The following is a 24,290-nucleotide window of genomic DNA, read 5'->3' on the forward strand; positions in this document are numbered from 1 at the left end:
AAGATAGTTAACTGACTAAATGGAAAGGTATTTTGAACAATATTTTGCTTAACAACGCCACCCGCACCCTTGCGGTGGCGGGTTTGCTGGCGAGCTCGTTTGCCGCTGTTGCGACCACTTATCCGCTGACCGTCACGGATATTTCGGGCCAGAAAATCACCTTCCAAAGCGAACCGCAGCGCGTCATCGTGCAGGACGGGCGCGACATGCTTTCGCTCGCGGTGCTGGATAAAAGCAATCCGTTTAAACGCGTGGTGGCCTGGAATAACCTGCTGAAAACTACCGACGCAGGAACATGGGATCTGCTAAAAAACAAATGGCCGGAGTCGGCGAAGATTCTGGATATGGGCTTTAGCGACAAGGGACAGGTTGATTTAGAAACGGTGATTGCCAAAAAACCAGACCTGATGATCGCCCAGCTGCGTGCCAAAACCTCTCTTCAACAGGCTGGCGTTATCGACAAACTTAACGCGCTGCACGTGCCGGTGCTGTTTATCGATTACAACGACGATCCGGCCAAAGATACTGCGCCAAGCATCGAGCTGCTGGGTAAGGTGTTGAATCAGGAGAAGAATGCCGAAGCTTACAGCGCATTCTACACCCAGCATTATCAGAAGATTCAGCAGGCTATCGCGAGCATCAAACAGCGTCCGAACGTGTTTATCGAACCTCTGGCGGGTCGCTCCGACTCCTGCTGCTTTACCCACGGCGAGGCGGGTTGGGGCAAGCTTATCGAAGCCGTCGGTGCTAAAAATATTGGCTCTGCGCTGCTGCCGGGCGCGTCTGGCGAAGTCTCGCTGGAAAAAGTCATCAGCATGAAACCTGACGTCTACATTTTCTCTGGCTCAAAACACACCGGCAAAGGCCAGACTACCATGATGCCGTTTGGCTACGCCGCGTCGCAGGCTGAAGTCGATAAGGAAGCCCAAGTGTTGACCTCACGCACCGGCGTCGCGCAAGTGCCTGCGGTTGAACAGGGGCGGGTTTACGGCGTTTATCATCAGTTCTACAACCATCCGTACAACATTGTCGGCATGGAATATCTGGCGAAATTTATCTATCCGCAGCAGTTTACGACGCTGGATCCGGCGCAAACCTATCATCAGATTATCAAGCAATTCACAGACTTGCATGACGCACCGTTTATCTTTGGCTGGCAGCCGAAGAAGTAAGCGTACAGTTCTTTACGCCGGTCACATTTGTTGACACTCAGTTAATTCATAGATGAAACTATTTGTATTAGTGTGAGTGTCAACATGGTCATGCTTTCGCATGCCAGAACATACAGTGAGAAGGTGATTTATGCATTCCGAAGAACAGCGTTTGATTGAAGGGCTTTTCAGCCGTCTGCAACAGGCCGAATCCAATACTGCACCGCGCGACGCCGAAGCCGAGCGCCTCATCCAGTCTTACGTGAGCAAGCAGCCTTCCGCGCCTTATTATATGTCGCAGGCGATGATTATTCAGGAAGCGGCCTTGAAGCGCCTGAATGCGCAGGTGCAAGAGTTGCAGCAGCAGAACGCGCAGCTGCAAAATCAGGTACAGAACAGCAAGCCGCAGAGCACCGGTTTTCTGGCGGGACTCTTTGGCGGCGGCAGCAATAATCAGTCACAGCAAAACAGCCAGCCTCAACAAAATAGCGGCAGCGGCCCGATCCCGGGAACTCAAAACAGTAATCCGTGGAACAATACCTCGCAAAATAATAACGGTCAGCAGCAGCCGGGTTATCAGCCAAACTATCAGCAGGCTCCAGCGGCGTCTGCTCCGATTGGCTCCGGCTTTATTGGCGGCGCACTGAAAACGGCCGCGGGCGTAGCGGGCGGTGTGATGCTGGCGGATATGCTGACTGGCATGTTCCACCACAGCCAGCCACAGGAAATCGTTAACATTGTTGAAGACAATAATGTGACCGAAAACTTTAATCCGGCTACCGATCCTCTGCTGAGCGGCGATAATTCCTGGGATAATCCGGTGTTTAACAACGCCAGCGACAGTCATTCAGTCGACAACAATGCCGGCAATGACAACAGTCAGGACAACACCTACTCCGGTTTCCTGAACGATTCCGATGACAGTTTCTTCGGCGGCGACAATAATAACGACGACGACGACTCCTTCTTCTAAGCGTGTCGCGTTAGGAATAAATCGGCATTGAACCTTGTTTGTGATTGAACCTTGTTTGTTACTGAAAGGGGTTATTGAAAGCTTTTAACGGAGGAACCTATTAACACGGGTTCGCATTAACGGAAGAAGTAAGGCGAAGAGTGAGAGCTCTATCGATTATTGCGATCGAGATTCTGGACAAAACCTGAATCTATTGCTGTACTGTAAGTGACACACTTTTTGTGTCTTCCAATCACGTTAAGGTAAGTAGATGTCTAATAAGATTAAAGGTAGCGTTAAGTGGTTCAATGAATCGAAAGGTTTTGGTTTCATTACCCCTGAAGATGGCTCCAAAGATGTTTTCGTTCATTTCTCCGCTATCGCTAGCCAAGGTTTTAAAACCCTTGCTGAAGGCCAGCGTGTAGAGTTCGAAATCACAAGTGGTGCCAAAGGCCCATCGGCTGCTAACGTCACCGCTATCTAACTTTAGCCGATTTATGAAAAAACCCGCTGGTGCGGGTTTTTTTTTGCCATTTATTCAGCCATTGCGCTGTTTGATGTCGAGCTGTTTAAAGCAGGCGTTTAGGCTTTTTTAACGAAGGTTGGACGCGCCAGAAACACGAACATCAGAATCGCAATAAAGAAGCAGCCGCAAATCGTCAGCCCCATCGACAGCGCCGAGGTGCCGCCAATGCCCGTCAGCGGAACCGCCGTCGCACCCAGCGCAAACATAAACACGCCCAGCAGAGCCGAGGCGCTGCCCGCATTTCTGCCCTGACTTTGCATCGCCAGCGAACCCGCGTTTGGCCCGATAATCCCGATATTAATAATCGAGAAGAACAGCGGCACCAGCAGCGCAACCAGCGGCGCGTGCATTGCACCCGCAATCACCAGCACGATTGAGGCAACGGCGGCGATCGTCAGGCCAATCTTCACCATCATCAATTCACCCCACAGCACGGCAAGGCGAGTCGATATTTGCGCGGCGAATACTAGACCCATGCCATTGATGGCAAAACAGAGGCTGAAGGTCACCGGACTGAGGTTATAAATCTGTTGCAACACAAACGGTGACGCGCCGATATAGGCGAACATGCCCGCCATGATAAAGCCCTGCGTCAGACACAGGCCCATGAACTGGCGTTCGCGCAGCAGCATGCCGAGCGATTTCAGCATCGCGACGGCGCCGCCGGTTGAACGACGCTCAACGGGCAGCGTTTCGTGCAGCTTGGCGGAGGCGAAGATAAACAGCAGCACGGAGATGGTGGCCAGTGCGCCAAAAATGCCGCGCCAGCTCAGGAAGGTCAGCAGACCGCCGCCAAGCACGGGCGCGACAATCGGCGCCAAGCCGTTGACCAACATCAATAAAGCAAAGAATTTGGTCAGGTCGTGGCCACTATAAAGGTCACGCGCGACGGCGCGACTCAGTACCGCACCGCCAGCTCCCGCAATCCCCTGTAACAGACGCGCGACGATCAGCTGATCGATAGAGGTTGCCAGCGCACACCAGATTGAGGCCGCGAGCAGCAAAAGCAGGGAAAGCAGCAGCGGACGCATGCGGCCAAAACGGTCGCTCAAGGGGCCGAATAGCAGCTGGCCCGCGCCAAGCCCGAGCAGACCGGCGGTCAAACTCAGCTGGCTGGTGGCTGTATTGGTATTTAATTCGTCGGCCAACGTAGGCAGGGCGGGGAGATAAAGGTCGGTGCAAAGAGGTCCAAGTGCAGCCAGTGAACCTAAAACCAGGGCATAGCCGAGGCGTTTTTGAATCAAGTGGTCGTTCATTAATTTTCCGCTGTGTGGGGAGGATGGTAGTCGTTAAAAACACGGTTAAACAGTTGGAGGTAAACGGTTTTTAGTATTTCAGGATCGGCGTGCTTGTGCGTCAGACGACGGAAAGCCGTTCCTTCGCACAGCACCGCCATCATTTCCAGACGCGCCGTCAGGTCGGCTTCGGACATGTCGGGATAATAGGGGGTCATCATGGCTTTGGCTTCGTTGAACAGCTTGCTTTCGGCATCGCGGAGAATTTTTTCTACCACCGGATTGCGCGTCGCTTCTGCTGCAACCTCAAGCATCAAGGCGTGGTCGATTTCATTCTGCTCGGGGCTTAATTCTGGGCAGTCAAACTGACTGTGATCGACGTTTTGCGCGCCGATGACCCGATAGGCCAAATTGCTGGCCATCTGTTTCAGGTTGTGGGCGCCGCCCGTCATGATTTGGATTTTTTTGAACACAATCCGGCGCACGATCTCTTCAATAATGGCGTCTTTGTTTACGAAATAACGGTAAATTTGGCCTACACTCAGCTGCGACATTTTGGCGATTTCCGCCATGCCAGCGCCGTGGAATCCGTGCTTGCGAAAACAAAGTCGTGAAGCGGCGACGATCTGGTCCCGGCGGGCGCAAACGCGTTGGTCTTTTGTTTGGTTAGCGGGATGCATAGAGGCACCTGACAAGTTGGGTGGTTTTCTTGTCTCAAATTAACCGCAGATCGAGTGGAATGGCTTGAGAAAAGAAATGTGAACGCTCATTCTCAATTATAGGGAATAGTGACGGGAAGGTAAATATTTGTATTATAAATGGCGCAAAAAGAGCGGCAGTCGATTGACAGCCGCGTAATCTTGTACTTTAACGCGAGAAATTCTTGGGATGTTAAATCAGATACTCGTTCAAAAAGCTGGCTACGACGGCCAAACAGAGAAGGGAAGTCGCAAATTCGCTAACGTTTTTCGGGAATGTGAACATGTCTTGCCTCAGTAATCGCTAAATCGTACGTTAAGGGTCTGACAAGTATTTCCCCGAAAAGTTAAGTTAATATTAAATTTTCGCCAAAACAGCCTTTTGTTTGCGAGTTTTTTAATCAACGATTAACGCCGATTCACAGCCATTAACATCGATTGACACCCACTTAGTGCCCGCTATACCAGCTCACCAGCATAAAACCCAGCATAGTCAACGTGACCGAACCCAGTAGATTAAGCGCAACGTTTAACAGCGCCGCGCCAAAACGGCCATCCTGCAACATATAAACCACTTCGAGCGAAAAGGTCGAGAAGGTGGTCATGCCGCCGCAAAATCCGGTGGTTAGCAGCATTTTCCACACGGGATCCCACTGCGTCATGCGATTAAACACCGCGATTACTAAGCCAATAATAAAGGCACCGGCCAGATTCACCGCCAGCGTGCCGAGCGGGATAAGCGCGCTGGTCGGGTTAAGTTTCAGGCTGATATACCAGCGCGCGACGCTGCCCACGCCGCCGCCAATTAATACGGCTAAAAAAGTGCTGAACATAAAAACCTTTCTGTCATTCAATGAGCTTCAGAGGAAAACGATGTTACCCCATTGCCAAGAGAATGGCATCGGCAATGGTGTCAACTTGATCAAGACGCATCAGGCTGGTGCTGGCGCGAATAAATTGCCCCGGCCCAATGCGGCTGCGCTCGCCCGGCAATACGGCAATGCCGCGCGCGGCCAGCGTGACCAGAGCAAACTGCTCGGAAGGCACGGGGATCAGCACGGATAATCCATCGCGCGCAGGCAGATGAATGCCGCGCACCGCCAGCGCATCGACCAGCGCCTGACGACGTCGGGCGTAGACTTTTCGCGCCTCGATAATGCCTTCCTGAGTAATCGGATCGCTAATTAGCCACGCCAGCGCATGTTGCAGAATTCGGCTCGACCAGCCCGCGCCAAAGTTACGGAACGACTTGATCTGCTTGAGTAAATCATGCGAGCTCGAGATAACCGCCATGCGCAGATCGGGGCCGTAAGCTTTGGAATAGGAGCGCACGTGGACGGTTCTTTTTGGCAGATAGCGGCCCAAACTCAGCGGCGGCGTGCTCGCCAGTTCGCCAATGCCGTCATCTTCGATAATCAGCGTTTGCGAAGATTGCAAAATATCGGCCATTTCCGCCATTCTTTCGGCGCTGATAATGTGACCGCAGTGCGAATGGGTGCGCGGCTGGAAGATAAACGCCGCCGGATTTTTGTTCAGCGCCATGCGCAGCGAGTCGGGCATTGGGCCAAATTCATCGCATTTTACGGCGATAACCTGCGCGCCGATGTTATCAAGCATATCGAGTAGACGAGTGGCGGTCGGGTCTTCAATCGCCACCACCGAACCCTGCATGATCAGCGTTTGCAAGGTGAGATTCATGGCGTCGAAACCGCCGTCGGCTGCCATAAACGCATCGGCGTCATAAGGCCAGCTCGGTTTAACGGCGTTGAGCAGCGCGTCGGTAATGCCTTCACGCTGGTAACTGTTGAGATTCTCAGCTTCAACGCTGCTTAATAACGCCTGATTAAGACGCGGCAAAAGTTCAGGATCGGGAGAGGCTAAGGTCATATCGGCGATAATATGGTCGCCAAAATTGCCGATCTTCTCGAAACGTGCAGGGCGCGGCGACAGCGTGTCACCACAGACCCAAACGCCGTTTCGCCCACGACCGGCAATCACTTTCTGTCGTCTTAACTGGCCCCACGCCGCCGAAACGGTCGCTGGACTGACGCCTAAAGAGTGGGCCAACTCACGCACGGCCGGAAGATGGGTGCCAATCTCGATGACGCCGGAACGAATCATGGCCGCCGTTTCAATGGCGATGCCGCGCATTGAACGATCCTGCACCTGACCGGCCAACCATTCGGCATCGAGCGTTTTTTCCTTCAAACTTTCACCCATCAAATCACCTTTTGTTCAGTAACAAAGATTCTATTGTACATATTAATTTATGCTATTAGTATCAAACTTAGTCAACGGAGGCGATAAAATAATCACATCATACAAATGTGGTCAGCTCCGCTCAGACAGGCAGTTTTAGATTCTCTCAATAAAATTCAGCATATTTGCTGCTCATATTTGCGGGCAGTGTGCATTCATAGGGGAAGAACGTGGCGATTACTATCAGGCTGGCCGTGCGTGACTGGGACTATTTTACGCCGTTGGCATTGGGCGATATCAAGCCCGAAGGTTTCAATCTCGAGATTGAACGAATTGGCACGCTGGTCGGTGATTTAGGCACCAGCGAGCAGTACGACGCCGCCGAGATTTCGTTCAGCCGCTATGCTCAGGGCCGTGCAAAAGGCGAAAATGACGTGTTTGCCGTGCCGCATTTCCTGATGCGTGGCTTCCGTCAGCGCTGCATTATCACGCGTGAAGATAGTCCGTTGACCAAAATTTCCGAGCTGGCGGGTAAACGCATTGGCGTGACCGGCTGGCAAGATTCAGGCAACACCTGGACCCGCACCGTGCTCGGCGTTGACGGCGTAGGCATCGACGATGCTTACTGGTATGCCGGTCGCCTGACCGAAGCGCACCCGATTGTCGACAGACTGAACGGTTTTGGCCGTGAAGGGCGCATCGAAGCCTGTCCGGGCGAACGTCCGATGATGGAATTACTGCAAGAAGGCTGGCTGGACGCGATTTTCACCCCGTTTATGCCTGAAGGATTCTTTAAACCAGGTTCGGGTTTCCGCCAGCTACAGCCTGATTTCCGCCAGTCAGAGCTGGAATATTTCAATCGCGTTGGCTACGTGCCGGGCATGCATATTCTGGGCATCAAGGCCGACGTGGCGGCCGAGCATCCTTGGCTTGCGGCCGCGCTGAGTGAAATTATCGACAAGTCTTATCAGGTCTGGATGGACAAGCGCGTGAAATACGCCGACACCACGCCTTGGCTGCTCGACGACATTCGTCGCACCGTGGTTGATTTGCCGGTGGACTGGAATGACAACGGCTTCGAAAAGAACGAAAAAATGATCAACGATTTTGCCAATGAGCTGTATGTACAGAAGATTACTCGCGAGCGCCTGACGGCTGCGGATCTCTTCCCGGCCTACGCCAGCAAATAAGCGTCTCAAGAAAGGCTGTTAATCACAGAACTTTTAATTCATGAGAAGAAGGGGCGATCTGTCAGCTAAGGCCCCTTTTTCACTGCCAACAGGCGAGAGGATTTTATATGAAAGTTGCATTAGGCCAGTTTGCCGTTTCCAAACAGTGGGAAGAGAACGTTGAAACCTGCTTGTCATTGATGAGCAAATCACTGGACGCCGGTGCCGATTTGCTGGTGCTGCCGGAAGGCATTTTGGCGCGCGATATCACCGATCCCGACTTGGTGCTGAAGGCCGCACAGCCGCTGGATGGCCCGTTTGTCAGCCAGTTGGTTGCCGCCAGCAAGGGCAATCAGCTGACCACCATGATGAGCATTCACACGCCAGCGCCAGACGGTCGTGCATGGAACGTGTTGATTTCTATCCGTAATGGCGAAATTATCTCTGAGTATCGCAAGCTGCATTTGTACGATGCTTTCGCCAATAAAGAGTCTAAAAACGTCACGCCGGGCACAGAAGTCCCGCCGTTGGTGGAAGTCGCCGGTTATAAAGTCGGCCTGATGACCTGTTACGACGTGCGCTTCCCTGAGTTGGCGCGCCGCTTGGTGCTCGACGGCGCAGAAGTGCTGGTGCTGCCAGCCGCCTGGGTTAAAGGTCCGTTGAAAGAGATGCATTGGGAAGTGCTGGTCACCGCGCGCGCGCTGGAAAATACCAGCTATATCGTGGCGGTGGGCGAGTGCGGCGAACGTAATATCGGTAACAGCATGGTGGTCGATCCTCTCGGCGTGGCGATTGCCCGCGCCGCCGAAGCACCGGCTTTGGTCTTCGCCGATATCGATCGCGAACGCCTGGAATACGCTCGCAAAGCCTTGCCAGTATTGGAAAATCGCTGCTTCGGCGTGCCGCAGCTGCGTTAAGTGAGCATCACCTGTTTTTAACGCCCGCTTATTTTCCGTCAACCTAACGGCATAAAGCGGCAGCGGATGAAAGCAGTGCAGTAAAACGCGAACCAACACCAGGGAACGCGGTTATCGACCCGTTATTTCAGCGCCGGAAATAACGGGATAAAAATCAAAGGCGTTTAGGACATCCGCACCACGGAAGGTGCTAAAACTTGTTTGTTAATTACAAATTCATAAAACCTACAAGTTATAAAATTCACAACATTCATAACATTCACAATGCCACTATCCCTGTTTTCAGGATGCAGAAAGGCGGAAATCCAGCGCGTCTGCAAGATGAAAAGGGTGGGTAGAAATCACTTACACAGGAATTATGCTGATGCTTAAACAATTTCGTCGTGCTGCTGTTTTGTCCACTGCATTACTTTCGCTTAATGCCTTTGCTGCTGAAAACGTGACTATTCCGGTGCTCAAAGCCGATCCGGCGCTGCATGCTCAATTGCCCGCCGATATTCAGAAATCCGGCGTGATTACCTCCGTCAATAACGGATCTTTCCCTCCTTATGAAATCGTTACCGGCACCAACGGCATCGACGGCGCAAGTGCCGATTTGACCAAGGCTATCGGCCAACTGCTTGATGTTAAAATGGAACACGCCTCCGTGAGCGGATTGTCAGGCATTTTGACCGGCATCTCCTCAGGCCGTTATCAGATGGGCTTTGGCCCAATCGGCGACTACCCGGAACGTCAGGCGAAAAACGATTTTATCGATTACGTTAAAGAATACGTCGCCTTCGCGGTGCCGAACGGCAACCCAAAAAATATTCAGTCGCTGGCGGATACCTGTGGTCTGCGTATCGCCGTGATGGCGGCAGGTTCGGCTGAAAAAGTGATCAAGCAGCAGTCGGAAGAGTGTGTGAAGGCCGGCAAACCGGCGGTGACCGTGCAGTCGTTTACCGATCAGCCAACCTCGATTTTGGCCGTGCGCTCTAAGCGTTCAGACGCGTTCTTCTCGTCACAGGCGCCGCTGACCTATTTTATCGAGCAGTCTAACGGCCAGTTAACGTTGGCAGGCGGCGGAAAATCCAACGGTTTCAACGACATCTTCCAGGGCGCGGTAGTGCCGAAAGATTCAGCTATCGGCAAAGTGCTGCTCGCCGCGTTGCAGGAACTGTTTGATAACGGCACCTACGCGCTGATTATGAAAAAGTGGAATCTTGAAGGCAACATGCTGCCAGCACCGGGCGTAAATCTGGGGAAACCAACTAAATGACTGATAACACGTATAGTTCTAAACCAATCAACAGGGACAACTATACGCAGGACCCACGCCGCAACGTCGAGTTTGCACACGCGCCGCGCAGTTACGGCCGTTGGGTTGCCTGGATAGTCGCCTTGATCATCGCCGTTGATGTCATCGTCAGCGTCGCGCGTAATCCGAACTTTGAATGGCACGTGGTCGGCCAGTGGTTTACCGAAGCCTCGGTTATCCACGGTTTGGGCGTGACGCTCGGGCTGACCGTGGTGTCGATGGTGCTCGGCACCTTGCTTGGCCTGCTGCTGGCGGTGGGGCGTTTGTCGCAAAGTATGCTGCTGCGCCGCCTGTCGGGCATGTATGTCTGGTTCTTTCGCGGCACGCCGCTGCTGGTTCAGCTGCTGTTTTGGTACAACATGTCGACGCTGTTTCCAACCGTGGCGCTGGGTTTGCCTTTTGTCGGGCCAACCTTCGCCACCTGGAACACGAACGACCTGATCACGCCGTTGACGGCAGCGATTGCCGGTTTGGCATTAAACGAAGCCGCTTACATGGCCGAGATTATCCGCGCCGGTTTGCTGTCGGTGGATAACGGACAGGCCGAAACTGCGCAGGCGTTTGGGATGAGCCGTGGCCGCGCGCTGCGTCGAATTATCATTCCTCAGGCGATGCGTTCGATTATTCCACCAACCGGTAACCAGCTGATTAGCATGATTAAAGCGACATCTTTGGTCAGCGTTATCGCCATGGGTGACCTGCTTTATTCGGTGCAGACGATTTACAACCGCACCTTTGAAGTGGTGCCGATGCTGATGGTGTCAGTGATTTGGTATCTGCTGATCACCTCAGTGCTGAACGTCGGTCAATCTGCTATCGAACGTTTTTATTCGAAAGGCACGCGCCGCACTGTAGCCGCAAAACGTCGTCAACCGAGTGCCGAAGCGAAAGCCGCTATCGCTCAACCCACGCTTGCCCAGAAGGAGGAGTTATGAGTCAGAGCCTGTCTACTGAGCAAAGGACTGAGCAAAAAGCCGAGCGCCATAGCAAGCAGAACATTGCACAAACCGCTGAGCAGAATTTGCTGGTTACCGCGCGCGACGTGCATAAAAGCTATGGCGATAATGAAGTGCTGAAAGGCATTAATCTTGACGTCAAGCCGAGCGAAGTGGTGGTGATTCTTGGACCGTCAGGCTCGGGAAAATCAACTTTTTTGCGTTGTATCAACCATTTGGAAGATATTGATCGCGGCACGATTATGGTCGGTGGCGAACAGATTGGCTATGAGTTGCATGGCGACCAGCTGCGTAAACTCTCTGAACGCGGCATTGCGCGCCAGCGTCGCGATATCGGCATGGTGTTTCAGCAGTTCAATCTTTATCCGCACATGACCGTGCTGCAAAACATTATCGAAGCGCCAATGGGCGTGCATAAACAGAGTCGTCGCGAGGCGGAAACCTATGCGCGCGAGCTGCTCGAAAAGGTCGGACTGAGTGATAAGGCCGACGCGTATCCGCGCCATCTTTCGGGTGGGCAGCAGCAGCGCGTGGCGATTGCCCGCGCATTGGCCATCAAACCTAAGCTGATGCTGTTTGATGAGCCGACCTCGGCTCTCGACCCCGAGCTGGTGGGGGAAGTGCTTGCTACCATGCGCAGCCTTGCCGATCAGGGGCTGACTATGATTGTGGTGACCCATGAAATCGGCTTTGCGCGGGAAGCTGCGGATCGCGTGGTGTTTATGGATGGCGGTTATGTGATTGAAGAAGGTCCGCCGGAGGAGGTGTTGGTGAATCCGCAGCATCCGCGTTTCCAGGCCTTCCTGAGCCGCTTTATCTGATCGGCCAACTAAGCGACTCATTAAGCGAATCAAAAGGGACGCGTCAGGATGACACACGATAGGCATCCGACGCGTCCCTTTTTGTTGTCAATCTGTTGGATTATCGTTAAAGAGAGCACGCAAGGTTTGTTTCAAAGCCGATCACGGGCGTATAATCGCCCTACTATTTGTACGTCGTGATACTTTGTAAAAAATCCAATTTACAAAGAAAAGCTTTAACGCACGGCGTAGCAGGCCCATAATGACGGCAATGGTTATATTCCGTACAGGGACGCAATTCAGGTCGCCACGCGCGATGACGTTATCTCCAGCTGTTTAAATCAGCAATCAGTGTAAAGAAGGTATTTATGGAAGGTTTGAGCATCACTAAACTGTTAGTTGTCGGCGTGCTGATTGTGCTGCTGTTCGGTACCAGCAAACTGCGTTCACTGGGCGGCGACCTCGGCGCTGCGTTGAAAGGCTTCAAAAAAGCCATGAATGACGATCCGGCTCCCGTAGCTAAAGCTGATGCGCAGGTTGAACAGCGCGTAGAGCACAAAGACTGATTCATTCTCGCTGAATCTGAACGAAAAAAAGCTGCTTATAAAGGCAGCTTTTTTGTTTCTCCAAGATTTGCTTTTACTAAAAATTGGTTTTTTACTCAAGACCAGCCCTTTTAACGTAGATAGTTTATTTGTAGATCTCTAAACTCCGAACCACAATGAACGCGCACGCTGTTTTTAAGCATAAACGCTTTGCCATGATAGTTAATATTGATTTTATTATTATTTATATTGATGGCAGAAATGGTTCCTGTTCCTTTTATAACGAGATCTTTCGATGAGAAATTTTCTATTAAATTTTTCCTATCGCTTTGCGCGTGGCAAGAAATATAATAAAGGAATAACCCGGGGACTGTCGCACCACCACGATTGCTTTTTGTCATAAACAGTGTCAGCTTGTCGTTTAACTGGTTATTGTTAGTGTCATTTATTTTATAACTATGAAGCAGATCGTCCTTAGGTTTAATAACGCTATTCTGATAAAACCACAGTGCAAAGCTTAATAGTGTTAGCAATAATATCGCAAAGGAAAACCTCTTAAAAACCCTGTTGTATCGCATAGGCGAGTGCATCTTTAATTGAAGTGAGTACGAAAGAATATCACTCGAAGATAAATTAACTAAATAAGTTAATTAAACTTATGCGCAACGCACAAAAGATAAGCTTAGGATTAATTAAGAGTTAACGACTAAATTTGATTTTTTTGATTGAAGAAAAGTTAAATAAAAAAAGCTGCTTATTAAGGCAGCTTTTTTTTGTGAAGCGCGATATTATTTAACTTCAATACCTTTGGCTTGCAGGTCGGCGTGGTAGGAGGAGCGGACGAAAGGACCACAGGCCGCGTGGGTGAAGCCCATCGCCAGCGCTTCTTCTTTCATAAACTCGAACTCTTCCGGCGACACATAACGCTGAACCGGCAAATGGTGACGGCTCGGCTGCAAGTATTGGCCCAGCGTCAGCATGGTCACGCCGTGGCGGCGAAGGTCACGCATAACGTCGAGAATTTCTTCGTTGGTTTCACCCAGACCCACCATCAGGCCGGACTTGGTCGGCACTTCTGGATGCGCTTCTTTAAAACGTTCCAGCAGCTTAAGCGACCATTCATAGTTAGCGCCCGGGCGAACCTGACGGTAAACGCGCGGCACGTTTTCAAGATTGTGGTTGAAAACGTCAGGCGGCGTGTCGTTAAGGATTTCGAGCGCGCGATCCATACGTCCACGGAAGTCGGGAACCAGCGTTTCAATCTTGATGGTCGGATTTTTCTCGCGGATAGCGCTGATGCAGTCGGCAAAGTGCTGAGCACCGCCGTCGCGCAAATCATCGCGGTCAACGGAGGTAATTACCACGTAACGCAGGCCCATATCGGCGATAGTTTGGGCCAGTTTCTGCGGCTCGTTAACATCAGGCGCGACAGGGCGACCGTGCGCCACGTCGCAGAACGGGCAACGACGCGTACAGATGGCACCCAAAATCATAAAGGTGGCCGTACCGTGGTTGAAACATTCGGAAAGGTTAGGGCAGGCCGCTTCTTCACAAACAGAGTGCAGACCGTTTTTGCGCAGCGCGGCTTTAATATTTTGAATACGAGAGGAGTCGGCAGGAAGTTTGATTTTCATCCAGGCCGGCTTGCGAAGCATTTCCTGCCGGTCTGTCATCACGGTTTTCACCGGGATCAACGCCATCTTATCAGCATCGCGGTACTTGACGCCGCGTTCCATTTGAATCGGTTTACTCATAATAGTGCAGGTTCCAGTATCGTCTCTCGCAAGCGAGATTTTTAATGATATTCAATGAACTAGCTGCTTCATTAAAAAAATATTAGAAATTATGCGCAAATTATATCATCGAAGCACGGCAGCATTCAGCCCCTGAGAGAAGATAAAGAGGGAAATCTTGTTATTTTTTTGTATAAAAGATATTAATTTAAAAATTTAACTTACAATTCATAAGGTTATTTAGAGGCGAGCATTACGGCATCGTTAAGCATTTTTTCAGTGATCGGGCCGCTCAACACGCTAACGTTCTGTTGATTCGCCGCAAAGGAGGGTAACACGATAAGAAGGGGCAATTTGGTTACGCCTAACTGATTGGCGAGCTTGGCATTGTTGACGAGGAGTTTTCGCGCGGCGACCATTTTTGCCGCAGTAGGCACGGGCGCGCTGGCGGCTTTCAAACCTTGCACAATATTCTCAACAGCAAACTCTTGCGCGTTATACTCCGTTGATAGGGCGCCTTGCCGGTATTGCAGATAAGATTTCACGCCTTTATCCTGCCAAATGGTTAAGCCGATGGACGCAGCCGTTTCCGCATTGGAATTAGGTTGACGCGTTACCTTAGGCGTCCAGTCTCTAAATATAATGCGAGCCGAGATATTATTATCGATAGCCTGCTGAATCACCGCGCTATTATTGCGGCAGGCGGCGCACTGATAATCAAAAAACTGCACGATGACAATCTTCGATTGAGGTAGACCTGAATAAGGAGCACGCCCGCTGTTCAATACTAATTTTACGTGTTCGAGCACCCTGTTTTTTATCTGATCCGCCAAGGTTTTATCTTCAGCCGCATCAATTTTGTTCTGACGCATTTTTTCAATCGTGTCAAAAAACTCTGGATGAGTCAGCAGATAATCCAGCGCGATTCTTCCAATATCATCTTGCTGACGGTTATCAAATGCGCTGTCTGTAACAATAGCCTGGGCAGGCAGGGCGAAATGAGCCAGCAGCAAAGAGTAAACAAGGGTCGAGAGTCTCTTTTTTATGACGTTTATATTGGTCACTCTGAACATAATGCTTCCCTATAATATTTGAGACCTAATTTATTTAGTCGGAAGCTGGGAGCTATTAAGATAGATAAAATATCGCGTGCCCATAATTTTTCCGTTCCCTAGCCACTGATCGCCGTATAAATAGATCCCGACCTGACCCTTGTCGAAACTATAGGAGTAGCCGTTTTCTCTTCCGGAACTGTCGTAATCAGCGAGTAAAAATTCACTGTTGAAGGTTTTTGCTATTAGCGTTTCGGATTCTGCTCTAAAGCGTCGGGCAATAACCTTTTTGAACTCTTCCAGGGAGGCATAACTTCTACCCTGTGTTTCGGCACTTATCTCTGCGAGGACTTTTATGGTAGCCAGTGCAATAGGCGTCAGGTTCATTAGCCTGATTTTTAAATGATTTTCAGAGATATCAGCGGGCATATCACCCAGTAAAGCCTGCTGTGTGAAAAAGGTCGAGGCAATATAGGCAGCACAGCTGGTCATCAACGAATTTTTGTCAGCGGTAGCGATAAAACGATACCCGTTATCGCCTTTGGCCAATGTTTGAAGGTCCAGATTATGAATAATATAGAAGTTTTGATAGGTATCTTTATTGTTATAACCGCTGACGTAGGCACAAATGTTGTCCATAATCGCTTTATCGCGTTCGCCTTTGAATAAGGGTACCTGCGAGATAATCTGCTGCTGAATTAACGGTAAGCTATTAACTTTGACATCGTTAATATGAAGGAGAGAGGTGAGTTTCTCACAACCCGTTAATAACGTTGTCGCCAGTAAAAGGCCAATTATTACGCATGATTTGGTGTGCACATTTCCACCTGATAGTGAATGACGAATGTTGCTTTTTTGGGAGCCATTACCACTGATAACCGATGCCGACTGACATCCCAAAATCACTCTGGGTATTTCCGCTGCCCTGAAGCTTGGTTATCCACAATCCGTTAGGCGAAATAGCCGAAACGCCCACGGCAATCGCCTGCTGATTTTGATAGCCTGAAATAGACGCGCCGACCAGGCTGGAATCAGGTTGATAGGCTTGCGGGATCCCGGCCATTGCCATTGACGACGCCACGCCTGCGGTTAATTTGTCTTCCAGATTATCTATACGTTTATCAAGCTGGCGGAAAGATCGGTTATTAGAGGTTTGAATATCGGATAAGCCTTTATTCAATTGGCCGACGTTAACAGCATCGGTGTCATTAATTCCCGGCGCGACGTTGGTAATGCGCCTTTCATTGCCTATGGAACCTACCGATACCGTATTTGCCTCGCTGGCAACCGAATTTGCGCCTAATGCCACCGAATTAGTGGCCGTTGCGCGACTATTAACGCCTAACGCCGTGCTGCTTTCACCGGAGGCGGTGGCGCTTCGGCCTATTGCAGAGCTGTCGCTGCCGGATGCGCTGCTGTCGTTTCCAATCGCAAGCGCGTTACTTCCCGTTGCGGAGGCGTTGCTGCCAAACGCCGCCGAATTTGCGCCGCTGGCCGTGGTCGACCCCGTGCCGTTAACCACAATACTTGAGCCTGAGGAGCTTGGTGCCGTCGGGAGTGCGACTTGTAACGCCCTGATTTGTCTGATGGTTGCGGCGTCGCTGTCAGCAATGCCGTCACTTACGCCGCTTATTACACGAGTGCCGTCAGTCCCGCTGACATCGACCGTTGTGCCTCCCGTTTTACTGGCGACCAGCACCTTATCGGTAGCCGCGGCCTGAGTTACGATGCCGCTGGTGCCCGTCATCACGCCGGTAATATTTGACTGCAAGGTAGAAATATCACCGGTATTTTGCGTCACCTGCTGGTTGACGATGTAGAGCTGGCCGCCATTTACGGCCTCTGTGCTGGTGGCATTTACCGCGCCATTACTGACGCCCGTCAAGGTGCGGGTGCCCGCCGTGCCGCTGAAATTGACCTCATTTCCCGCGCTTGACGCCGCGACGGTGACAGGGGAGGTTGACGTCGATTGTTGAACCAAACCGACAGTGCCGCCGCTGATCCCAGCATCGAGGGCTATCAATGCCGAGCCGACATTGCTGTAAGGCGTGGTATTTCCGGTGCTGGATAATGAATAGCTGGGTGACGTTAACGTGCCGTCTGGATTAAGAATCGATCCGCCACCCAACGCTGCCGCGATGCTGCTGTTGGCGCTAAACAGCTGGCCGCCGTTAATGGCTTCTGTGCTGCCGCCCGCCACGTTTCCGCCGGTGACGCCGACTAATTTTCGCGTGCCGCCCGATCCGGCAACTGAAACCTGATCGCCGCCGCTTGCGCTGCCGACACTGATATTTTGCGAGACGGGATCCTGCTGAACCAGCCCGCCGGTGCCTGCGTTTAGCGCGGCGATGCTGGAGGTGTTGCTGATGATGCCAGTGTCCAGCGCGGTGAGCGCCGAGCCGACATTATTGAACGTCCCGCCCGCCGAGCTGTTCAACACATAGCTTGGCGCGCTAATGCCGCCGGTTGCTGCGTCAAAAGTTGCGCCGCCGCCGAAGGCATTGGCAATGACGGTATTGGCCGCCGCCGCGCGGGTATTGGCGGTATTCAAATTGGTATTGGTCGTAGCAAGACCGGCCGTTACATTGGTAACGTTACTGTCGGTAGTCGCGAGATTGGTATTTGTCGTCGCTAGATTATTATTGGTATCCGCGAGATTCGTATTGGTGGTTACCAAACCGGCTGCGTTAGTGGCTGCCGAAGTGGTGACGGCGGCGAGATTGGTGTTGGTGGTCGCAAGGTTCGTATTAGTCGTTGCAAGATTAGTATTAGTGGTAAAAAGCTGGCCGCCGTTTACGGCGTCGGTGCTGGTGGCGCTGGCAATATCACCGGCGGTGACGTTAGTCAGTTTACGGGTCGCGGTCGCAGGCGTCGAACCGGCAAGAGAGACATTGGCACCGCCGGAATTAGCGCCGACGGTGATGTCCGACGTGGGCGCGGCCTGCTGCACCAAGCCGCCAGTACCTGCGTTTAGCGCGGCGATACTGGAGGTATTGTTAATGATGCCGGTATCCAGCGCGCCGAGGGCGGACCCGACATTATTAAACGTCCCGCCCGCCGAGCTGTTCAGCACGTAGCTTGGCGCGCTAATGCCGCCGGTTACCGCGTCAAAAGTTGCGCCGCCGCCCAACGCGGCAGCAAGATTATTCCCGGCCAGTGCCGCACGCGTATTAGCGGTAGCAAGATTGGTGTTGGCGGTGACGAGATCGGCCGTATTGGTCGTGGTCGCATCGGTTACGGCAGTGACATTGTTGTTGGTTGTCGCAAGATTATTATTGGTGGTCGCGAGGCTGGTATTGGTATCCGCGAGATTGGTATTAGTTGTTGCAAGATTCGTATTGGTGGTCGCTAAACCTGCCGTATTGGCTGCTGCCGAAGTGGTGACGGCGGCGAGATTGGTGTTGGTGGTCGCGAGGCTGGTGTTGGTATTCGCAAGATTGGTATTGGTCGTTGCAAGATTCGTATTAGTGGTCGCTAAACCTGCCGTATTGGCTGCCGCAGTTGCGGTTACGGCGGTGACGTTATTATTCGTGGCGGCAAGATTGGTATTAGTCGTTGCAAGGCTGGTATTGGTATTCGCGAGATTAGTATTGGTCACGCCCAACGCGGTGTTGGTTGTCGCCGCCGTGTTAGTAACGGCCGTAACATTATTATTGGTGGTCGCAAGATTGGAGTTTGTAGTCACCAGTCCGGCCGCATTGGTTGCAGCAGAATTAGTTACCGTCGTAACGTTATTATTCGTGGTGGCGAGATTCGCATTAGTCGTCGCAAGGCTGGTATTGGTATTGGCGAGACTCGTATTGGTAGCTGCAAGATTAGTATTAGTGGTCGTAAGATTATTATTAGTCGTAAAGAGTTGGCCGCCATTTACGGCGTCGGTGCCCGCCGCGACCAGCGTTCCGGGTGCAACATTGGTGATTCGCCGTTGAAGCGTAGGTGAACCCACCGAGAGCACATTTGCGGCAGTAGCCGTCGAGCCAGCGCCGAGGGCAATCGAGTTGGCAAAACCATTAACAGTCGCGCTTCTACCGATTGCCACGCCGCCGGTGGCATTATTGACCAAAGCCGATTCACCGATCGCCACGCCCTGCGCCGATCCGGTAACTGAAGAAAGATAGCCAACACCAATGCCGGATACCGAGCTTCGAATGGTGCTATTACTGCCAAGCGCCACGGCGTTGGAAGACGGACCGATGGAGGTTATGGTCCCAATGCCGGGATCGATTCTGGCGTTAACGCCGAGCGCAGTTCCTTGAAGAGCATAGCTTTGTGCGATGTCGCCCACTGCAACACTGCCCCAAAAACCATAAGCCAGCGACCCTAAACCTATGCCGTAAGTGGTATTCGATGAAAGCGGTCCTGAGCCACCGGCGGCATCGGTAGAAAGAGCGGGCGAGCTCAAGCCACCTGAAATATTTAAATAACCATCGGCGGCAATATGAGTGATGCCCAAGGCAAAAACGGATGCTGACATACCAGCCCCGCCTGCCGTGAGCAGTCCAATAATGAGCAGTTTTTTTATAGGCGATCTTTTACCAAAATTTCGGGCCATTTCAGAAGCGACGATCCAACATCTACGAGCAGCATTCCAGACGGTTTTGAAGGTCGCATTCATTTTATTTTCCCGAGTAAAGTTTATATGGGCGATTTATTATCGCCATCAAAAAAACGTCGTCATTAAAGCAATACCTGCAACAGAGAAATTTTCAGTAGTTTTTTAGCTAAAAGATGAATCTATTTTTATTGGAGGAAAGAGATGATCTTATTGAATTATCAATATAGATAAGGTCACTTCAAAAACAACATTTATCTTTTATTTTATCGAAGGATTTCGGGTTTTTTACGCAGCGTTAAGGATAAATATTACCAATATCATAAAGTTGAGATAAAAAATAAATTAGGAATTTGCTTAGATTGGTTTTGTTATAATTTTCCAATTTATATTAATGGTCTTTTAGATATTACTTTAATAACGTAACTTGTTGGCTTTTTATTTTTAACGAGAGAAAACAGCAGGGTAGGCGTTTTTAAGGGGAGGATTAAAGATGAGCGTAATCAAATAAATTAATTACGCTTATTAACGAGGCAGCGTCTTTATTAGAAAATTATGCTTCAGGTAATCCGAATGAATAATCTACCTGATGATAGCCCAGCTGTTTGTTAAAGGCTTTGACTAGCACCGGCATCACCTGATCGACGGTAATACCCGGTTTCTCGAGGCTCGCCTGGGTCATTTGCAGGCCAGCATAACCACAAGGATTAATACGCTGGAACGGCTCGAGATCCATATCAATGTTCAGCGCTAAACCGTGCAGCGAACAGCCTTTACGAATGCGCAGGCCTAACGAGCAAATCTTTTTGCCGTCGACATAAACGCCGGGCGCATCGGCTTTTGGATAAGCTTCAATGCCGAATGAGGCGAGAGTATCCACCACGGTTTGTTCAATCGCGGTGACCAGCTGACGCACGCCGATTTTTCTGCGTTTAATATCGACCATCACGTACATGATTTGCTGGCCGGGCCCGTGATAGGTCACCTGTCCGCCACGATCGCTCTGAATGACCGGAATATCGCCTGGAAAAAGCACGTGTTCGGCTTTACCGGCCTGACCCTGCGTAAAAACTTTCGGGTGTTCGACCAGCCAGATTTCATCTTGCGTTTCGGCAGTGCGGGTGTCGGTAAAGTCGTGCATGGCACGCGAGACGGGTTCGTAAGGTTGCAGGCCAAGCTGGCGTAGGGTAACGCGTTCTAGCAGTTTTTCTCGTTGCACGGCAATTGTCTTCATCGAAAGAAAAGGGCGTCATTGAAAGAGGAAGGCGGCACAAAGAAAATCAGCGTAGCTTATCAAGGCTACGCTGATCTGTTTTTCTCTATCTTTAGAGAACCATACGCACGATTTCAATGTTACCTAGCTCGTCGTACAGGGTTTCGACCTGATCGATATGCGTGGCGGTAATGGTAATTGAAACTGAGTGGTAATTGCCTTTGCTGCTTGGTTTGACCTGCGGGTTGTAATCGCCAGGCGCGTGACGCTGCACGACTTCCACAACCTGGTCAACCAACTCGGGCTGCGCCAGACCCATTACCTTGTAGGTGAATGAGCAGGGGAATTCGAGTAGTTCGTTAAGTTTGGTTTTCATGTGCACTCCCGCGTAGTTACTGCTAATAGTTGTATAAATTATAACTCCCGCCTGAGCGGGAGCTAATTATATATTTTATGTGGGGTCAACGTGCACTTTTTCAACCCCTACACGCGGCGTTTTAGCCAAACCAATGATGGAACATCAGTTTAATATAATCGACGATGCGGCTGAAGAACCCGCCTTCTTTAACTTCGTTCAAGACGACTAAAGGACGCTGGTCGATAGTTTTGCCATCAAGCTGGAAGTTGATGCTGCCAACTACCTGATTTTTCTGCAATGGTGCGTGCAGCTCGGTGTTATTCAACACGTAGCTGGCTTTCAGATCTTTCATGCGGCCGCGTGGAATCGTCAGGTAGGCATCTTTGTCTACGCCGAGCTCAACGCGATCGCTGTCGCCGAACCATACCGGCTCGGAAGCAAACTCTTTACCGGCTTTCAAAGGTGCAACCGTTTCGAAGAAGCGGAAGCCCCAGGTCAGCAGCTTTTTACTTTCTGTTTCACGGCCTTTTTGCGTGTGACCGCCAAGTACGGCTGAAATCAGGCGCATCTGGCCTTCGGTCGCGGAGGCAACGAGGTTATAACCGGCAGAGTTGGTGTGACCCGTTTTAATGCCATCAACTTGCAGGCTGGAATCCCACAGCAGGCCGTTACGGTTCATCTGACGAATATTGTTGAAAGTGAACTCTTTCTCTTTGTAGGTCGCATACTCTTCCGGCACGTCGCGGATTAGCGCCTGACCGATCAGCGCCATGTCGCGCGCGGAGCTGAATTGCCCTTCTGCGTCGAGGCCGTGAACGGTATTGAAGTGAGTGTTTTTCAAGCCCAGCGCGTTGACGTAATTGTTCATTAGGCCAACGAAGGCGTCTTGGCTGCCGGCAACATAGTCAGCCATGGCAACGCAGGCGTCGTTACCCGATTGCAAAATAATGCCGCGATTAAGCTCGGAAACTGCCACACGATCCCCTGGCTTCAGGAACATCAGCGATGAACCTTTAAACACCGGATTGCCGGTTGCCCACGCGTCTTTACCGACGGAAACCATGTCGGTCGGCGAGATTTTTCCGGCTTTAATCGACTGGCCGATGACGTAGCTGGTCATCATTTTGGTCAGGCTGGCAGGGTCGCGACGGGTATCGGCGTTCATTTCTGCCAATACTTTGCCGGAGTTGTAATCCATCAGAACATAGGCTTCGGCATCAATTTGCGGAACGCCCGGGATCATTGTCTTCAGATTAATATCGTCGGCAAACGCGGCGGACGCGGAACTCAACGTAATGACGGTGCCAAGTGCAATGCCTTTGGCTAAACGGGTAGGAGAGGCAAGTTTCATGATTAAGACGACAACATCCGTGAAAGTGAATTAAAAAACGTGCCACACTATAGCAGAACAGACACATTCAGACATCTGCGAATACTATTACACTGGTCTATTTACCAATTTTTACAGCTTCCCCTTCGTCCTTGACGCTCTAGCGGCGTTGGCTGCGTCAGCTCAGCCGAATCACCTACTTATTCCTCCCCTTCGTCCTTGACGCTGTAACGGCGTTGGCTGCGTCAGCTCAGCCGAATCACCTACTTATTCTTCCCCTTCGCCCTTGACGCTGTAACGGCGTTGGCTGCGTCAGCTCAGCCGAATCACCTACTTATGTAGGCTCATCGGCATTCGCTTCCTTGCCACCTTGCTACAACGCCAATGACTTTGGGGAAGTGCCAAGTATCGATATTAGAGTTAAAAACTTCAAAAAAGACCCATTACATCGAGGAGGCGGGTACCACGAACGACTGCTGCTGGGCTTCGCTGGCGAGGCGCTGTTGCAGCTGGGTGGCCTGCTGGCGGCTGCTGAACGGGCCTAACTGGACGCGATAGTTGCTGCCATTATTTTGTACTTTACCCGGCACGGAAAAACGCTTGCTCAGGCTTTTCTGCCACAGATCGGCGTTTTGTGGATTGCTTAACGCACCGACCTGCACCATGTAACCGCCACCGGCAACGGGGGCAGACTGGCGTGGAGCAGGAGCCGCGCGCGGAGCAACGACAGGTGCTGCGACGACCGGTGCAGCAGCAACGGCGGCCGTGCTGTACGAGCTGCCGCTTTCTTCGGCGGCCGGTTCACTGCTTTCGAGTACGCCGGAAGGCAGAGGTTTCGGAGCTTGCAGGAAGCCGCCGCCACCGTTTGACGCGGACGCACTCGACGCATCGCCATTCCCGTTGTCGTCATCGTTTTGGGTTTGAAGCGTACTGTTGTCGATAGGACGAACCGCCGCGCCGATGGCCGGAGGTGCCGATTGCATCGGCGTGCCCATGTCGCTTGCACCCAGGCTTGGGCGCGAAGGCAGGGCGTAAGTTTGCTTGGCAACCGTCGTACCAATGGTGCCCGGACCTGAGAGCGTGCCGTCTGGCGCGACGTTGATAATGTCGAGCTTGACGCGCGTACTGTTGGTCAGATTCAGACGATCGAAGGCCGCTTTCGACAGGTCGATAATTTTGTCGGAGGTAAACGGACCGCGATCGTTAATACGCACCACCAGCATGCGGCCGTTGGCGAGGTTGGTGACGCGCACGTAGCTCGGAATAGGCAGAGTAGGGTGCGCGGCGGTCATCGCGGAGGCATCAAACTCTTCGCCGCTGGCAGTGACGTTGCTGCCACTTTCGGTGCCGTACCACGTTGCGGTGCCGGTTTGGGTGAAGCGCGAGGCGTCACGGATAACCTTGTAGCTGTTGCCGTTGGCGCTGTAGTCGTTATTCGCGTTGGCGTTTGGCTGCTCGTAAACCGGATCGGCACCGCCAATCTCGACCACCGGCCCGTTATAGGCGGGCTCTGGCGCAGCCTGCTGCGGTTGATTGTCTGGCGTTGTACAGGCACTCAATAACAGCCCGGCGATAATCATCCCTAACCACTGCTTGCGCATCACTCA

At 51.6% G+C, this 24,290-nt stretch carries 22 protein-coding genes and 1 pseudogene; 9 read left to right on the forward strand and 14 right to left on the reverse strand.

Translation table 11 applies throughout. From position 1 onward, the window contains the following. Positions 1-44 precede the first annotated feature (44 nt). The 3 genes from SC206_RS14605 (at position 45) to cspE (ending at position 2,587) form a co-directional block, all read left to right on the forward strand. A complete protein-coding gene (locus SC206_RS14605) occupies positions 45-1,172 on the forward strand; it encodes an ABC transporter substrate-binding protein (protein WP_332738259.1) in 1,128 nt (375 codons plus the stop codon). Between the two features lie 130 nt (positions 1,173-1,302). Beyond that, complete coding sequence (locus SC206_RS14610) at positions 1,303-2,124, forward strand: DUF2076 domain-containing protein (RefSeq protein WP_332738151.1); 822 nt, start codon at positions 1,303-1,305, stop codon at positions 2,122-2,124. Between the two features lie 250 nt (positions 2,125-2,374). Then, positions 2,375-2,587, forward strand: a complete 213-nt coding sequence (gene cspE, locus SC206_RS14615; RefSeq protein ID WP_332738152.1) for a transcription antiterminator/RNA stability regulator CspE — start codon at positions 2,375-2,377, stop codon at positions 2,585-2,587. 98 nt (positions 2,588-2,685) lie between these two features. On the opposite strand, the gene SC206_RS14620 is transcribed toward cspE, so the two are convergent. The 4 genes from SC206_RS14620 to SC206_RS14635 all read right to left on the reverse strand — a co-directional run bounded on the left by SC206_RS14620 (position 2,686) and on the right by SC206_RS14635 (position 6,782). Further along, positions 2,686-3,885, reverse strand: a complete 1,200-nt coding sequence (locus SC206_RS14620; protein WP_332738153.1) for a multidrug effflux MFS transporter — start codon at positions 3,883-3,885, stop codon at positions 2,686-2,688. After that, a complete protein-coding gene (locus SC206_RS14625; protein WP_332738154.1) occupies positions 3,885-4,544 on the reverse strand; it encodes a TetR/AcrR family transcriptional regulator in 660 nt (219 codons plus the stop codon). The genes SC206_RS14620 and SC206_RS14625 overlap by 1 nt, the downstream gene beginning before the upstream one ends. A gap of 467 nt (positions 4,545-5,011) precedes the next feature. Then, on the reverse strand, positions 5,012-5,395 hold the full coding sequence (crcB, locus tag SC206_RS14630; RefSeq protein ID WP_332738155.1) for a fluoride efflux transporter CrcB: 384 nt from the start codon (positions 5,393-5,395) through the stop codon (positions 5,012-5,014). A 43-nt stretch (positions 5,396-5,438) separates the two neighbouring features. Then, entirely contained in the window at positions 5,439-6,782 is a 1,344-nt protein-coding gene (locus SC206_RS14635; protein WP_332738156.1) for an aminotransferase class I/II-fold pyridoxal phosphate-dependent enzyme, read from the reverse strand. A 209-nt stretch (positions 6,783-6,991) separates the two neighbouring features. Here SC206_RS14635 and SC206_RS14640 point away from each other — a divergent pair, with 209 nt between their 5' ends. The 6 genes from SC206_RS14640 to tatA all read left to right on the forward strand — a co-directional run bounded on the left by SC206_RS14640 (position 6,992) and on the right by tatA (position 12,466). After that, on the forward strand, positions 6,992-7,951 hold the full coding sequence (locus SC206_RS14640) for a nitrate ABC transporter substrate-binding protein (protein WP_332738157.1): 960 nt from the start codon (positions 6,992-6,994) through the stop codon (positions 7,949-7,951). A 107-nt stretch (positions 7,952-8,058) separates the two neighbouring features. Then, positions 8,059-8,847, forward strand: a complete 789-nt coding sequence (locus tag SC206_RS14645) for a deaminated glutathione amidase (RefSeq protein WP_332738158.1) — start codon at positions 8,059-8,061, stop codon at positions 8,845-8,847. A 361-nt stretch (positions 8,848-9,208) separates the two neighbouring features. Further along, complete coding sequence (locus tag SC206_RS14650; RefSeq protein WP_332738261.1) at positions 9,209-10,105, forward strand: ABC transporter substrate-binding protein; 897 nt, start codon at positions 9,209-9,211, stop codon at positions 10,103-10,105. Next, positions 10,102-11,079, forward strand: a complete 978-nt coding sequence (locus SC206_RS14655) for an amino acid ABC transporter permease (RefSeq protein WP_332738159.1) — start codon at positions 10,102-10,104, stop codon at positions 11,077-11,079. The genes SC206_RS14650 and SC206_RS14655 overlap by 4 nt, the downstream gene beginning before the upstream one ends. Next, positions 11,076-11,921, forward strand: coding sequence for an amino acid ABC transporter ATP-binding protein (locus SC206_RS14660; protein WP_332738160.1), 846 nt, complete (start codon positions 11,076-11,078; stop codon positions 11,919-11,921). Before SC206_RS14655 ends, SC206_RS14660 begins: the two co-directional genes overlap by 4 nt. A gap of 347 nt (positions 11,922-12,268) precedes the next feature. Next, a complete protein-coding gene (tatA, locus tag SC206_RS14665; protein WP_332738161.1) occupies positions 12,269-12,466 on the forward strand; it encodes a Sec-independent protein translocase subunit TatA in 198 nt (65 codons plus the stop codon). 110 nt (positions 12,467-12,576) lie between these two features. On the opposite strand, the gene SC206_RS14670 is transcribed toward tatA, so the two are convergent. The 10 genes and pseudogenes from SC206_RS14670 to rlpA form a co-directional block, all read right to left on the reverse strand. Next, a complete protein-coding gene (locus SC206_RS14670; RefSeq protein WP_332738162.1) occupies positions 12,577-12,846 on the reverse strand; it encodes a hypothetical protein in 270 nt (89 codons plus the stop codon). Between the two features lie 387 nt (positions 12,847-13,233). After that, positions 13,234-14,199, reverse strand: a complete 966-nt coding sequence (gene lipA / locus SC206_RS14675; RefSeq protein WP_332738163.1) for a lipoyl synthase — start codon at positions 14,197-14,199, stop codon at positions 13,234-13,236. A gap of 215 nt (positions 14,200-14,414) precedes the next feature. Beyond that, positions 14,415-15,251, reverse strand: coding sequence for a thioredoxin domain-containing protein (locus tag SC206_RS14680; protein WP_332738164.1), 837 nt, complete (start codon positions 15,249-15,251; stop codon positions 14,415-14,417). 30 nt (positions 15,252-15,281) lie between these two features. After that, the gene (locus SC206_RS14685) at positions 15,282-16,049 is read right to left on the reverse strand and encodes a hypothetical protein (protein WP_332738165.1); all 768 of its coding nucleotides are present in this window, start codon (positions 16,047-16,049) and stop codon (positions 15,282-15,284) included. 46 nt (positions 16,050-16,095) lie between these two features. Continuing rightward, positions 16,096-19,704: a YadA family autotransporter adhesin gene (locus SC206_RS14690; RefSeq protein WP_332738166.1), complete on the reverse strand. Its 3,609-nt coding sequence runs from the start codon at positions 19,702-19,704 to the stop codon at positions 16,096-16,098. 15 nt (positions 19,705-19,719) lie between these two features. Continuing rightward, a pseudogene (locus SC206_RS22085) lies at positions 19,720-19,845 on the reverse strand (ESPR domain-containing protein); the annotation flags it as partial. 490 nt (positions 19,846-20,335) lie between these two features. After that, positions 20,336-21,016: a lipoyl(octanoyl) transferase LipB gene (lipB, locus tag SC206_RS14695; protein ID WP_332738167.1), complete on the reverse strand. Its 681-nt coding sequence runs from the start codon at positions 21,014-21,016 to the stop codon at positions 20,336-20,338. A gap of 91 nt (positions 21,017-21,107) precedes the next feature. After that, positions 21,108-21,371, reverse strand: coding sequence for a DUF493 family protein YbeD (gene ybeD, locus SC206_RS14700; protein WP_009636895.1), 264 nt, complete (start codon positions 21,369-21,371; stop codon positions 21,108-21,110). Between the two features lie 121 nt (positions 21,372-21,492). Then, on the reverse strand, positions 21,493-22,704 hold the full coding sequence (dacA, locus tag SC206_RS14705) for a D-alanyl-D-alanine carboxypeptidase DacA (RefSeq protein WP_332738168.1): 1,212 nt from the start codon (positions 22,702-22,704) through the stop codon (positions 21,493-21,495). A 422-nt stretch (positions 22,705-23,126) separates the two neighbouring features. Continuing rightward, positions 23,127-24,284: an endolytic peptidoglycan transglycosylase RlpA gene (gene rlpA, locus SC206_RS14710; RefSeq protein WP_332738169.1), complete on the reverse strand. Its 1,158-nt coding sequence runs from the start codon at positions 24,282-24,284 to the stop codon at positions 23,127-23,129. Between the last annotated feature and the right edge of the window lie 6 nt (positions 24,285-24,290).

The organism is Rouxiella sp. T17, from assembly GCF_036663475.1.
GTDB lineage: Bacteria > Pseudomonadota > Gammaproteobacteria > Enterobacterales > Enterobacteriaceae > Rouxiella.

What these genes read in the sequence shown, in the direction of transcription:
- SC206_RS14625 (WP_332738154.1), bottom strand. Translation starts at nt 4,544, where the DNA reads ATGCATCCCGCTAACCAAACAAAAGACCAACGCGTTTGCGCCCGCCGG.
- SC206_RS14635 (WP_332738156.1), bottom strand. Translation starts at nt 6,782, where the DNA reads ATGGGTGAAAGTTTGAAGGAAAAAACGCTCGATGCCGAATGGTTGGCC.
- SC206_RS14645 (WP_332738158.1), top strand. Translation starts at nt 8,059, where the DNA reads ATGAAAGTTGCATTAGGCCAGTTTGCCGTTTCCAAACAGTGGGAAGAG.
- dacA (WP_332738168.1), bottom strand. Translation starts at nt 22,704, where the DNA reads ATGAAACTTGCCTCTCCTACCCGTTTAGCCAAAGGCATTGCACTTGGC.
- SC206_RS14690 (WP_332738166.1), bottom strand. Translation starts at nt 19,704, where the DNA reads ATGTCAGCATCCGTTTTTGCCTTGGGCATCACTCATATTGCCGCCGAT.
- cspE (WP_332738152.1), top strand. Translation starts at nt 2,375, where the DNA reads ATGTCTAATAAGATTAAAGGTAGCGTTAAGTGGTTCAATGAATCGAAA.
- SC206_RS14670 (WP_332738162.1), bottom strand. Translation starts at nt 12,846, where the DNA reads ATGACAAAAAGCAATCGTGGTGGTGCGACAGTCCCCGGGTTATTCCTT.
- SC206_RS14655 (WP_332738159.1), top strand. Translation starts at nt 10,102, where the DNA reads ATGACTGATAACACGTATAGTTCTAAACCAATCAACAGGGACAACTAT.
- rlpA (WP_332738169.1), bottom strand. Translation starts at nt 24,284, where the DNA reads ATGCGCAAGCAGTGGTTAGGGATGATTATCGCCGGGCTGTTATTGAGT.
- SC206_RS14660 (WP_332738160.1), top strand. Translation starts at nt 11,076, where the DNA reads ATGAGTCAGAGCCTGTCTACTGAGCAAAGGACTGAGCAAAAAGCCGAG.
- tatA (WP_332738161.1), top strand. Translation starts at nt 12,269, where the DNA reads ATGGAAGGTTTGAGCATCACTAAACTGTTAGTTGTCGGCGTGCTGATT.
- SC206_RS14620 (WP_332738153.1), bottom strand. Translation starts at nt 3,885, where the DNA reads ATGAACGACCACTTGATTCAAAAACGCCTCGGCTATGCCCTGGTTTTA.
- lipB (WP_332738167.1), bottom strand. Translation starts at nt 21,016, where the DNA reads ATGAAGACAATTGCCGTGCAACGAGAAAAACTGCTAGAACGCGTTACC.
- SC206_RS14610 (WP_332738151.1), top strand. Translation starts at nt 1,303, where the DNA reads ATGCATTCCGAAGAACAGCGTTTGATTGAAGGGCTTTTCAGCCGTCTG.
- crcB (WP_332738155.1), bottom strand. Translation starts at nt 5,395, where the DNA reads ATGTTCAGCACTTTTTTAGCCGTATTAATTGGCGGCGGCGTGGGCAGC.
- SC206_RS14680 (WP_332738164.1), bottom strand. Translation starts at nt 15,251, where the DNA reads ATGTTCAGAGTGACCAATATAAACGTCATAAAAAAGAGACTCTCGACC.
- lipA (WP_332738163.1), bottom strand. Translation starts at nt 14,199, where the DNA reads ATGAGTAAACCGATTCAAATGGAACGCGGCGTCAAGTACCGCGATGCT.
- ybeD (WP_009636895.1), bottom strand. Translation starts at nt 21,371, where the DNA reads ATGAAAACCAAACTTAACGAACTACTCGAATTCCCCTGCTCATTCACC.